The sequence below is a fragment of the Anoxybacillus sp. UARK-01 genome, assembly GCF_002075365.1.
Taxonomy (GTDB): Bacteria; Bacillota; Bacilli; order Bacillales; family Anoxybacillaceae; genus Anoxybacteroides; species Anoxybacteroides rupiense.
Genome location: NZ_NASY01000049.1, coordinates 1 through 12,186, shown reverse-complemented (window position 1 = coordinate 12,186; position 12,186 = coordinate 1). Strand labels below are relative to the sequence as shown.

Annotated in this window: 14 protein-coding genes; 13 read left to right on the top strand and 1 reads right to left on the bottom strand. The window is 45.2% G+C overall.

Annotated features, from left to right (window positions below; translation table 11 throughout):
* The first annotated feature begins 15 nt into the window (after positions 1–15).
* From paaA to paaX, 12 genes are all read left to right on the top strand, one after another.
* Positions 16–981: a 1,2-phenylacetyl-CoA epoxidase subunit PaaA gene (gene paaA / locus B6A27_RS15175; protein WP_080862536.1), complete on the top strand. Its 966-nt coding sequence runs from the start codon at positions 16–18 to the stop codon at positions 979–981.
* Positions 982–994: 13 nt separating this feature from the next.
* On the top strand, positions 995–1,348 hold the full coding sequence (gene paaB / locus B6A27_RS15170; RefSeq protein WP_044746405.1) for a 1,2-phenylacetyl-CoA epoxidase subunit PaaB: 354 nt from the start codon (positions 995–997) through the stop codon (positions 1,346–1,348).
* Positions 1,324–2,166 carry a 1,2-phenylacetyl-CoA epoxidase subunit PaaC gene (gene paaC, locus B6A27_RS15165; RefSeq protein WP_080862535.1) on the top strand — a complete coding sequence of 281 codons (843 nt, stop codon included), beginning with the start codon at positions 1,324–1,326 and terminating at the stop codon, positions 2,164–2,166. The genes paaB and paaC overlap by 25 nt, the downstream gene beginning before the upstream one ends.
* Positions 2,167–2,209: 43 nt before the next feature.
* Positions 2,210–2,689, top strand: a complete 480-nt coding sequence (gene paaD, locus B6A27_RS15160) for a 1,2-phenylacetyl-CoA epoxidase subunit PaaD (RefSeq protein ID WP_044746407.1) — start codon at positions 2,210–2,212, stop codon at positions 2,687–2,689.
* A 25-nt stretch (positions 2,690–2,714) separates the two neighbouring features.
* A complete protein-coding gene (locus B6A27_RS15155) occupies positions 2,715–3,026 on the top strand; it encodes an EthD family reductase (RefSeq protein ID WP_044746408.1) in 312 nt (103 codons plus the stop codon).
* Entirely contained in the window at positions 3,019–3,795 is a 777-nt protein-coding gene (locus tag B6A27_RS15150) for an enoyl-CoA hydratase/isomerase family protein (RefSeq protein WP_080862534.1), read from the top strand. The genes B6A27_RS15155 and B6A27_RS15150 overlap by 8 nt, the downstream gene beginning before the upstream one ends.
* 13 nt (positions 3,796–3,808) lie before the next feature.
* Positions 3,809–4,582, top strand: coding sequence for an enoyl-CoA hydratase-related protein (locus B6A27_RS15145; RefSeq protein WP_080862533.1), 774 nt, complete (start codon positions 3,809–3,811; stop codon positions 4,580–4,582).
* Positions 4,583–4,603: 21 nt separating this feature from the next.
* The gene (locus B6A27_RS15140; RefSeq protein ID WP_080862532.1) at positions 4,604–6,121 is read left to right on the top strand and encodes an aldehyde dehydrogenase family protein; all 1,518 of its coding nucleotides are present in this window, start codon (positions 4,604–4,606) and stop codon (positions 6,119–6,121) included.
* 87 nt (positions 6,122–6,208) lie between these two features.
* Positions 6,209–7,066, top strand: coding sequence for a 3-hydroxyacyl-CoA dehydrogenase (locus B6A27_RS15135; RefSeq protein WP_066148576.1), 858 nt, complete (start codon positions 6,209–6,211; stop codon positions 7,064–7,066).
* Between the two features lie 15 nt (positions 7,067–7,081).
* A complete protein-coding gene (locus B6A27_RS15130) occupies positions 7,082–8,287 on the top strand; it encodes a thiolase family protein (protein WP_044746413.1) in 1,206 nt (401 codons plus the stop codon).
* A gap of 17 nt (positions 8,288–8,304) precedes the next feature.
* Positions 8,305–9,081 carry an enoyl-CoA hydratase-related protein gene (locus B6A27_RS15125; RefSeq protein ID WP_066148577.1) on the top strand — a complete coding sequence of 259 codons (777 nt, stop codon included), beginning with the start codon at positions 8,305–8,307 and terminating at the stop codon, positions 9,079–9,081.
* A 188-nt stretch (positions 9,082–9,269) separates the two neighbouring features.
* Positions 9,270–10,145, top strand: a complete 876-nt coding sequence (paaX, locus tag B6A27_RS15120; protein ID WP_183186979.1) for a phenylacetic acid degradation operon negative regulatory protein PaaX — start codon at positions 9,270–9,272, stop codon at positions 10,143–10,145.
* A gap of 325 nt (positions 10,146–10,470) precedes the next feature.
* Here paaX and B6A27_RS15115 read toward each other — a convergent pair whose 3' ends face one another.
* Positions 10,471–10,992 (bottom strand): gamma carbonic anhydrase family protein, encoded by a 522-nt coding sequence (locus tag B6A27_RS15115; RefSeq protein ID WP_080862591.1) that lies wholly within the window; start codon positions 10,990–10,992, stop codon positions 10,471–10,473.
* A gap of 69 nt (positions 10,993–11,061) precedes the next feature.
* Here B6A27_RS15115 and B6A27_RS15110 point away from each other — a divergent pair, with 69 nt between their 5' ends.
* On the top strand, positions 11,062–12,018 hold the full coding sequence (locus tag B6A27_RS15110; protein ID WP_080862531.1) for an NAD(P)H-dependent flavin oxidoreductase: 957 nt from the start codon (positions 11,062–11,064) through the stop codon (positions 12,016–12,018).
* Positions 12,019–12,186: the final 168 nt, after the last annotated feature.

Genomic DNA, 12,186 nt, shown 5'->3' with positions numbered 1-12,186 from the left:
AGGAGGGCCATATCAATGACTGTCATTACATCGTTTGAACGCTTGTCAGAAGAAGAGAAGCATCAGCGATTTATGGAGCGAATTGAAGCTGGTGAAAAGATTGAAGCAGATGATTGGATGCCGGAAGAATACCGTCTAACATTAATTAAATTAATCTCTATGCATGGAATTAGCGAAATCATGGGCGCGCTCCCTGAAAAAGAATGGGTACCCAAGGCACCGTCTTTGCGAAGAAAGCTTGGTATTATGGCGAAAGTGCAAGACGAAATGGGGCACGGTCAGCTTTTGCTTCGTGTTGCGGAGGATTTAATGGCACCTCTTGGAAAAACACGTGAAGAAATTATGCAAGATTTATTTAAAGGAGATTTAAAGTTTCATAATGTGTTTCATATGCCTGCGCCAACATGGGGAGACGCTGGCTTAATTGGCTGGCTTGTCGATGGAGCTGCGATTATTACACAAACGAATATGCTTGATGCATCTTACGGTCCATATGCACGCGCTTTAAAACGGATTTGTGCCGAAGAGGTATTCCATGCCCAGCATGGAGAATCGATTATTTTAGCGCTTGCAGAAGGGACGGAAGAGCAAAAGGAAATGATTCAAGGCGCGCTAAATCGCTGGTGGGATGCCCTGCTTATGTTCTTTGGGCCTGACAATGCATCGACAACAGGGACATCGAAGCAAGATATCACCATTAAATATTGCATCCGCACAAAAACGAATGAGCAGCTGCGCCAAGACTTCTTTACGAAATATGTACCGCGCATTTTATCGCTTGGACTTAAGCTTCCAGATGAAACGATGCACTATGATGAGGCGCAAGGAAAATGGGTGTATCGTCAGCCGGATTGGAGCCAATTTAAAGAAATCATTCGCAATAATGGACCGAAATCCAAAGAGCGTCTTCGCCTCCGAGAATTGTCATATCGGAACAACGCTTGGGTTCGCGAAGCGTTAAGCTGTTCATCAGCCGTGTAATGGGGGGATCGTTATGAATCATAACGGAAAAGGCTTTTATCAAGTATTTGAGGTTTTCAGCAGAAAAAACGATACAGCGCCGCTGCAGCATCAATTTAGCCTGCTGGCGCCAAATCATGAAATCGCGCTAGTAATGGCTCAAGAAAATTTCATGCGTCGTGAACCTGTCTCTGATATTTGGGTTGTAAAACGTTCTGACATTCGTCAGATGACAGAGGAAGAAAAAGAAGCGCTAAAACGTCTGGATAATAAGGATTACCGTACGACAAAAGGATATGGATATTTGAAAAAGAAATGGCGGCAATATGAACAGCAAATGTTGGATGAGAAAGAAATTCTGTCATGGAAGGGCGAGATTCAGCGATGAAAATCACGAAACCGGAACAATTGAAGCAATACCCTGAATATCAAGAAGCGCTTGTGGAGCTATTATTTCAGCTGGCTGATGATGATTTTATTTTGGCGTATCGTGGTTCTGAATGGCTGGGGCTTGCCCCTCATATTGAAGAAGATGTCGCGTTTTCGTCGATCAGCCAAGATACGATGGGGCATGCAGCGATGTATTATCAGTTGCTTGAAGAGATCGGCATGGGCCGCGCTGATGATCTAGCGCATGGGCGTGAAGCATCGGAAAGACGCAATGCGATTTTACTAGAGGAAGTGAACGGACCGGGGCATTATTTACAGGAGCCTCGTTATGACTGGGCGTTTACCGTTGTAAGAAATTACTTCTACGCACAAGCGAAGAAGGTCCGCATTGATTCATTGAAAAACTGTTCCTATGAGCCGCTAGCGCAGGTGGCGATCAAGATCAATATGGAGCTTTACTATCATTTGATGCACTGGAAAACATGGTTTGTTCAGCTTGTCAATGCACAGGGCGAAGCACGCGAACGGATGATTCAAGCGATTGAGAAAGTGATGGACGATTTTGGTGGTGTCTTGTCCCTGGGGAACAAAGGAAGCAAGATGGTCGAATTCGGTTTGATTGACAGCGAGGAAGTGCTAACAGAGCGGTGGATTCAAGCGATGAACCCCGTATTTGAACAAGCCAATCTGACAATGCCAAACGCGTTTCAGATGAAGCACGGAAATGGCCGCAACGGCGAACATACACCAGATTTGGAATCGGCAATCGCCACTTTATCTGAAGTATACCGAATGGATCCTCTTGCCGCTTGGTAATTCATCGATCACTACTACCAAAAACAAGGGAGGTGCTAATAGGATGATTGAGAAAATCAAAACGGCGTTGGATGCGGTTAAAGATCCTGAAATTGATTCCGTCAGCGTTTTGGATTTAGGGATGGTAGAAAAGGTCCAGTTTACAAATGGGGAAGTGGTTGTTCAATTGCTGCCGACCTTTATTGGCTGTCCGGCGCTTGATATTATTCGACAGCGTGTCGAACAAGTTCTTTCCAGTTTAGAAGGAATCAAGCGCGTAACCGTTGAATTTATTAACCATCCGCCATGGACATCGGAACGGATTACAGAAGAGGGTCGTGAAAAATTGAAGGAGTTTGGAATTGCTCCGCCGCCGAAACAAATGGGTCCCAACGGCGAATGGCAAATTGAGTGTCCATATTGCACCTCCACTTATACAATGATGGAAAATGTCTTTGGTCCGACCGCCTGCCGCAGCATTTTTTATTGTAAACAATGCAAGAACCCATTTGAAGCACTAAAACCAATTTCGATATGGATGTAAAAAACGAAAAAAGGAGAAGAGACAAATGGTAAAAATGATCGCGCTTTATAAGCAACCAAAGGATAAAAATGCGTTTGATGAGCATTATTTTGGAACACACGCACCGATTACAGCGAAAATCCCGGGGCTGCGCAAAATGGAGGTAACCAAAATTGTCGGCACGCCAATGGGGGGAGAAAGCGAATATTATTTACTATGCGAAATGTATTACGACAGTCATGAAGCGTTAAAAGAAGCGATGAGAACAAGTGAAGCAAAAGCGTCCGCAAAGGATTTGATGTCATTTGCCGGCGAGCTTGTGACAATGATGATTGGCGAGGAAGTCGGAAATGAGTAAATACGCGCATATTCAAACGTATATCGAGGGCTCGATTGCTGTGATTGAATTGAATCGTCCTCATGTACTGAATGCGCTAAACCGTCAAATGGTGACGGAAATTGTAAAGGCAATGGAAGAGTATGACCGTCATGATGATGTGCGGGTCATGGTCTTAACGGGAAAAGGGCGCGCATTTGCTGCTGGAGCTGATATTGATGAAATGGCGGACGACGATTCGATTACCTTAGAAATGCTGAATCAATTCGCAGAGTGGGATCGTTTAGCATGGATAAAAAAACCGATGATTGCCGCTGTACATGGCCTTGCATTAGGAGGAGGGTTTGAATTAGCGCTGAGCTGCGATCTCCTGCTGGCTTCAGAGACGGCTGAATTCGGGTTTCCTGAAGTCAATATTGGCGTGATGCCCGGAGCTGGCGGCACGCAGCGTCTGACAAAATTAATCGGTAAAACAAAAGCGCTCGAATGGCTTTGGACAGGGGAAAGGATGTCAGCAAAAACAGCCTACGAGCTTGGAATTGTCAATCGCGTTGTGGCGCCAGAGCTGCTTTTGGAAGAAACGATCAAGCTAGCCAAAAAAATTGCTCAACAGCCTCCTTTGTCGGTTCGTTTCATTAAAGAAGCCGTTCATAAAGCGGTCGATTATTCCTTATATGAAGGAATGCAGTTTGAGCGGAAAAACTTTTATCTTCTTTTCTCATCAGAAGATCAAAAAGAAGGCATGCAAGCATTTATGGAAAAACGCAAGCCGAATTTTAAAGGAAAGTAAGGAGGGCTGTTCGTTGTACGAAACGATTCGTTATGAAGTCCGCGAGCATGTGGCGTGGCTGATCCTTCAGCGGCCGGATAAGCTAAATGCATTTACGGAGCAAATGAATAAAGAGATTGTCTCAGCGCTTAAGCAGGCCGCTGGTGACGAAATGGTTCGCAGTGTTGTCATCACTGGTGAAGGAAGAGCCTTCTGCTCAGGCGAAGACCTCGCTGGCGTCACGGAGGAATTGGATCACGGAGAGGTTTTGCGGACGCGCTATGCGCCAATGATGAAAGCGCTTCATCATTTTGAAAAACCCGTTATTGCCGCTGTTAATGGCGTGGCAGCGGGGGCGGGAATGAGCTTAGCATTGGCTTGCGATTTCCGGCTCGCTTCCGAAAAAGCAAGCTTTATTGAAGCATTTATTCATGTTGGCTTGGTTCCTGATGCCGGAAACCTTTACTATTTACCGCGGTTAATTGGCCATGCCAAAGCACTTGAGCTTGCTGTTTTAGGAGAAAAAGTAAGCGCACAAACAGCCTATGAGCTTGGGCTCGTGACAGCTGTGATTCCTGAATCAGAATGGGAAACCGAAGTGCAACGATTTGCGGCAAAGCTCGCGCAAATGCCGACAAAAGCGATTGGATTGATCAAACGTCTTTTGCGCGAAAGCGGGAGTTGTTCATTTGTGGAATATTTGGAAAAAGAAGCGTATGGTCAGAGAATTGCTGGATTGACAGAAGATCATCGCGAAGGCGTACGCGCATTTTTCGAAAAGCGTCCGGCAGTATTTAAAGGAAAATAAGGAAAAGGGAGCGTGTATGATATGTCAACAGTAAAAGAACAAAAAATGGAAAATCTTGAAATGAAGCGTGAGAAATATCATCTCATTATTAATGGTGAGCGTGTGGAAGGTTCTTCAGGGGAAACGTTTACAACCTATAATCCAGCGACAGGAGAACCGGTGGCGCAAGTAGCCAAAGGAACAAAGGAAGATGCAGAACGGGCGATTCAAGCAGCGCGTCAAGCATTCGACTATGGGAAATGGCGTCATTTTACAGTGAATAAACGGGCGCGTATCCTTAACAAGATCGCTTCTATCATGCGCTCTCGCTTTAATGAGCTAGTGGAGTTGGAGATTTTAGATACGGGGAAATCACTTTCTGCTGCCCAAGGGCAAGTCATGCAGGCGATCGAAGATTTTGAGTTTTATGCAAGTGCAATTGTCGGTCATCGCGGAACGGTCAACAACATGCCAGGAGCATTTCATAACTTTACAGAAAAAGAACCAGTCGGTGTATGTGCACAAATTATTCCGTGGAATTATCCGTTGATGATGGCAGCGTGGAAAATTGCTCCGGCTATTGCTGTCGGCTGCTCTGTCGTTGTCAAGCCAGCTTCATTAACACCATTAACATGCATTGTGCTTGCGGAGATTTGCCATGAGGCAGGGGTGCCGGAAGGTGTTGTCAACGTTGTAACAGGTTCGGGCTCCGAAGTGGGCAATTATTTAGTGGAGCATCCGCTTGTCGATAAAGTAGCCTTTACCGGTTCCACCCCAGTTGGCAAAGATATTATGGAAAAAGCATCGAAGACGCTAAAACGCGTTACATTGGAGCTTGGTGGAAAATCGCCGAACATCATTTTTGAGGATGCGGACCTTGATGCGGCTGTGGACGGGGCTTTATTCGGTATCTTCTACAATACGGGACAATCATGCGAAGCGCGCTCTCGTTTATATGTACATGAAAGCATTTATGAACAATTTATGGAAAAATTTGTGGAGAAAACAAAGAAATTAAAGCTTGGCAACCCATTTGACCAAGGGACACATGTCGGAGCGATCATTAGCCGTGAACAATTAGAAGTCATTGACGGATATGTTCGTTCGGCACTTGAAGAAGGGGCAACGGTTGTGACAGGGGGGAAAGAAGCAAAGGTTGAAGGATTTGAAAACGGTTACTGGTATGAGCCGACTATTATTACAAATGTCAATCACAGCATGAAAGTAGTCAAAGAAGAAATTTTCGGGCCAGTGGTTGTTGTGATGAAGTTTAGTGATGAAAAAGAGGTTGTCAAGCTGGCAAACGATAGCGAATACGGATTAGGCTCAGCGATTTGGACAAAAGACCATGGCCGAGCGATCCGGGTGGCGAAGCAAATTCAAGCCGGCATCGTCATGATCAATAGCCCGTTCTCCGCATTCCCAGGAACGCCGTTTGGCGGTTATAAACAATCTGGCTTCGGACGCGAGCTTTGCATTGAAACGCTTGACTTATATACAGAGACAAAAAGCATCTTGTCATACTACGGAAGCCGTCCGCTCAATCCTTTCGGTTTGTAATGCGCAAATTCGAGCACTTCCATCTGCGGATGGGTGCTCGTTTTCACTTCTATATATAAATACATGAATAATAAGGAGAGGATTGCTATGGTTCGCCGTATTGTCGTCGTCGGCTCAGGAGTGATGGGAAGAGGCATTGCTTATGTCAGCGCAGCTGGCGGCTTTGTCACCATGTTGGTTGATATAAAAGAAGAGCAGCTGCAAAGTGCGAAAAAAGAAATCGATGCGATTTTTGACAAAGCGGTATCGTTAAATAAGATATCGGAAGCCGCTAAACTTGAAGCGCAAGCTCGTTTGTCGTATTCAACAAATTTAGCGGAGGCTGTTCAAACGGCCGATCTAGTGATTGAAGCGGTACCGGAAAAATTAGAGATTAAAAAACAAATTTTCGAAACCATCGATGCGCATGCGCCACAAGCATGTTATTTTGCCACAAATACATCGACGATGAGCCCGACAGAGATTGCTTCGTTTACAAAACGTCCGGAAAAGGTAATCGCCATGCACTTTTTCAATCCGGTCCATAAAATGAAGCTTGTTGAGATTATTCGCGGATTGGAGACAAGCGATGAAACGGCCGAAGTCATTCAGCAAGTGGCTGAACAAATGGGAAAAGAAACGGTGGTTGTGAATGAGTTTCCGGGCTTTGTGACAAGCCGAATTAGCGCATTGGTGGGCAATGAAGCATTTTACATGCTGCAAGAAGGTGTCGGCACACCGGACCAGATTGATAAAGCGATTAAGCTTGGTCTTAACTATCCAATGGGACCATTTGAATTGGCTGATCTAGTAGGCTTAGATACTCGGTTAAACAATTTAAAATACTTGCATGAAAAGCTAGGAGAAAAATACCGTCCGGCGCCGTTACTGGAGCAATACGTTAAGGCAGGACGACTTGGGAGAAAAACAGGAAAAGGAGTTTACGACTATACGAACAAGGAGTAGGAAGGAGAAGAAGCGATGCGAGAAGTCGTCATTGTTGATGCGGTCCGGACGCCGATTGGAAGATATAAAGGAGCGTTAAAGGAAGTTCGTCCGGACGATTTAGGGGCTATTGTGATTCGAGCATTAGTCGAACGCAATCCGGGGCTTCCAGTCGAGGAAATCGAAGAAGTCGTGCTTGGAAATGCCAATCAGGCAGGGGAGGACAATCGGAATGTTGCGCGCATGTCGGCGCTATTAGCTGGATTGCCAATTGAAGTAGCAGGCACAACGGTCAATCGCTTGTGCGGCTCTGGTTTGGATGCTGTCAATTATGCTGCCCGGGCGATTATGGTTGGTGAAGCTGACATAGTGATCGCCGGAGGAACAGAAAGTATGACGCGCGCGCCGTTTGTTATGGCAAAGCCCGATCAAGATTTTCCGCGCGGCAATTTAGAAATGTTCGATACCACGATCGGCTGGCGCTTTATTAATCCGAAACTGCATGAAATGTACGGTACAGACAGCATGCCGCAAACGGCAGAAAATGTCGCAAAGCGGTATGGGATTTCTCGTGAAGCGCAAGATGAGTTTGCCTATGAAAGCCAAATGAAGGCCAAAAAAGCGATGGAAGCACACCGTTTTGCCGACGAGCTTGTTCCCGTTGTGTATCGCGATCGAAAGGGAGCAGAGATCGTCGTAGATAAAGATGAGCATCCGCGTCCCGATACAACAATGGAAAAGCTAGCAAAATTGCGTCCGCTTTTTGAAAATGGGACAGTCACCGCAGGGAATGCTTCTGGTGTTAATGACGGAGCAGCCGCCTTATTGCTCATGAGTGCAGAAAAAGCCCAAAAGCTAGGCATGAAGCCGCTTGTGAAATATACGGTTTCTGCGGTCGCCGGCTTAGAACCGGCCGTGATGGGGCTCGGTCCGATTTATGCGACGAGAAAAGCGTTGCAGCGCGCCGGTTTAACGGTGAACGATATTGGTTTAGTTGAACTTAACGAAGCGTTTGCTTCCCAGTCATTAGAGTGCATCAAACAGCTTGAACTGAATAAAGACATTGTTAATGTCAATGGTGGAGCGATTGCGTTTGGTCATCCGCTTGGAGCTAGTGGTGCCCGCATTTTAACAACCTTAATTTATGAGATGAAAAAAAGAAAGGTCCGATACGGTCTGGCAACCATGTGTATTGGCGTGGGACAAGGAATCGCTACCATTGTTGAAAACCTGGATGTCTAGTAAAAGGAGGAAGAGCCGTGGCGAATATTTTATTAGAAAAACGTGATTATATCGGATTTGTCACGATTCATCGCCCGGAAGTCATGAACTGTTTTGACTATGCGACACTGGTGCAACTGGGCGAGGTAGTCGATCAAATTTATTTTGATCGTGACATCCGGGTGGTGATTTTTACGGGAGCAGGCGATAAAGCTTTTAGTGCAGGAGCGGATTTAAAAGAGCGCAAAACGCTGTCAGAGACAGAGGTGCGCCGCAATGTCAAGAAAATCCGCGATGTGTTTGATGCGGTGGCCCATTTGCCCCAGCCGACGATTGCAGCGGTAAACGGCTATGCTTTTGGCGGTGGATTTGAACTAATGCTTTCATGCGATTTTCGAATTGCAGTGAAGGAAGCGGTGATGGGGCTTACCGAGGTAAGCTGGGCGATTATTCCGGGAGCCGGCGGAACCCAGCGTTTACCGCGGTTGATTGGCGAGGCAAAAGCAAAAGAGTTGATTCTCACTGCTCGCAAAATAACAGCTGACGAAGCGTATGCATATGGTCTTTTAACAAAAGTAGTGGAAAAAGGAGAGCTGCTGCCAAGCTGCGAGGCGCTAGCGCATGAAATGCTGCAAAACGGTCCTATTGCATTGCGGCAAGCGAAATTTGCCATCCAGCAAGGGATGAACGTCGACTTGCAAACAGGGCTGTCAATTGAGGCGAAGGCGTATGAGCAGACGATTCCGACTAAGGATCGTCTTGAGGCATTAGCAGCATTCAGTGAAAAACGCAAGCCCCATTTTACTGGTGAATAAGAAAAAAACAAACGGGAGCTCCATCGCATGAGGCTCCCGTTTTATCATCAGATGCTTTTTATGCTATTCGTATTGTAAATGTTATAAAAATTTGCTAAAATACTGAACCATGAAAGTGTCGGAAGGGAACCCCTTGCTAAATAGGAAATAAGCGAAAACGGTAGGGACAAAGGGTGTCAAATATGAGCATAAATACACGATCAATGATTTTTACGATTTATGGAGACTATATTCGCCATTATGGCAACCAAATTTGGATTGGTAGCCTGATTCGGCTGCTAAAAGAGTTCGGCCATAACGACCAGGCAGTGCGTGCGGCGATTTCTCGCATGAGTAAACAAGGATGGGTGCAAGCAGAAAAAAAAGGGAACAAGAGCTATTATTCGCTGACACCGCGCGGCATAAAACGGATGGAGGAGGCAGCGAAGCGGATTTACAAAATCCGTCCAGAAAAATGGGATGGAAAGTGGCGCATTTTTGTTTACACGATTCCTGAGGAAAAGCGCTCCCTGCGGGATGAACTGCGAAAAGAGTTGGTATGGAGCGGATTTGGAACGATTTCCAACAGCTGCTGGATCTCTCCGAACCATTTAGAGAAACAAGTATATGATCTCATTGATAAATATCAAATTGAGCCGTATGTCGACTTTTTTATTTCCGAATATGACGGTCCGCACACGAATGCACGGCTTGTTGAAAAATGTTGGGATTTAGAAGCGATCAACCAGAAATACGAAGAATTTATTTCGGTGTACAGTCAAAAATACATCATTGATAAAAATAAAATCCAACGGGGCGAAATGACAGATGCGGAATGCTTCGTAGAGCGGACGAAGCTCGTTCACGAGTATCGGAAGTTTTTATTCATTGATCCGGGGCTGCCAGAAGAGCTATTGCCGAAAGAATGGATGGGCAGTCATGCGGCTTCGCTGTTTAGTGAATACTATAAAGAGCTGGCCAAACCGGCAAGCCGCTTTTTTGAAGAAGTGTTCACAAATGGAAATGAATTAATAAAAAAAGATACACAATACGATGTCTATACTCATGAGCTGATGATGGAATAATCTATTGGGCCCAAGCCACAGGTTTGTCTTGGAGCGTCGATGTTCAGAAGATGATTTGGGGTCCGGTCTTATGAGAATTGTCCATAGAAAAAGCACAACAATGACCTTGTGTCTCAGGCGTGTACGATGCCATTTGCTTTGCTTGTTCACACTCGCGTCTCCGTTTGGCTGCGTCCCTTGGTCTGCCAAGCGCTTTCAGGACAGCCCGCGACGGAAACGATGGAAAGGAATGGGGAAAATAATAATAGACAAAGTCAAAATGGACTTTGTCTACCATATGAGGCACAAGGATGATCTTGTGCTTTTTTTATTATAGCTGCACCTATTAACGGGATTGATTTAGCAGTTCGCGATATTCTTTTCCTTTTTGTACATATGTGTCAATGGACAACTGAATAAGCTCTAAATCTTTTTCATTAATTTCGCGGACGATCTTACCAGGCGAGCCGACCACAAGTGACCGTGGCGGAATTTTTTTGCCCGGTGGAATAAGCGTATTGGCGCCAATAATGCATTCTTCGCCAATTTCTGCTCCATCTAAAATGGTTGAGCCCATGCCGATGATGGAGCGTCTTCGAATCGTGCATCCATGTAAAATGACATTATGACCAACGGTTACTTCATCTTCAATGACAAGCGGAAATTCGGCATATAAGTGGCATGTGGAATTATCTTGAATGCTGCACCGCTCTCCAATTGTAATCGGCGCTTCATCCCCGCGAAGCACCGCATTGAACCAAATAGTCGATTCTTTGCCGATTTTCACATCGCCAATAATATGGGCTCCGGGAGCAATAAAGACGGTTTGGTCAACATCTGGGGTTTTTCCGTTATATGAATAAAGCATTTTCAATCTCTCCTCAAATGTGATAAGGTTATGATAAGTATAACATATTTTTAACGGGGAGAGAATTTCATGAATGATATTTGTCGTTTTTTTCATATTCGTTATCCCATTATTCAAGGGGGGATGGGGAATATTAGCAATGCTCAGCTGACAAGCGCGGTTTCCGAGGCGGGGGGCCTTGGAACGATTGGTGTGGGAACGATGACACCTGATGAGGTGGAGAATATTCTTGTGGAAACACGCCAGAGAACCAATCGTCCTTTTTCTGTTAATATTCCCATTCAAGTAACTCCGTATATAGAGGAAATGCTCTCGTTAGTGTTTAAGCACAAGATTCCGGTGGTTTCATTATCAGCGGGAAATCCAGCCCCTATTATTCCGATGCTGAAGGAACGTGGAGTGAAGGTGATCGTGGTGACAGCATCGGTAAGACAAGCGCAAAAGGCTGAGGCTGCTGGTGCAGACGTGCTGGTTGCGGAAGGATATGAAGCAGCGGGAATTAATTCGCATCTCGAATTGACGACCATGACTTTAATCCCGCAAATTGCCCGAGCGGTTCGTGTGCCGGTGATTGCAGCAGGAGGCATTGGCGATGGGAAGGGGTTGCTCGCTGCTTTGGCTCTCGGAGCAAAAGGGGTGCAACTGGGGACCAGATTGATAGCGACCAAAGATGCTCCTTTCCATGAAGATTATAAGCAGCTTGTAATAAAGGCTGGAGAAAATGAAACTGTTATCGTTGGTCGTACAGTCGGCAGAGTGCGGAGAATTATGCGCACAGCCTATGCGGAAAAGTTGCTTGACTATGAAAAGTCAGGAGTTACTCTTGAAGAATTTAACCGTTACACATCAGAGGACTATCACCGCCGTGGAGCTCTTTCTGGTGATTTTGTCGAAGGCTTTGTGAACGCTGGTCAAATTTCTGGATTTATTCAAGATATACCGACTGTACAGGAGCTGTTTGACCAAATGATGAGTGAAGCGAAACAACAATGGAATGAGCTTCGCGAAATGTTTTTAGAACAATAATTTTTATATAGAAAATATAAAAGCGCCTCCATGATGAGGGGCTTTTTTTGTAATGATTCAATTTTTGAGAAAATTATTGACTTTTGATTTTATCGGTTGATAATATTTAATTATCATAACGTTATTTTAACGTTAATAAATATTTTTATGATGTTAATTGTGTAAACG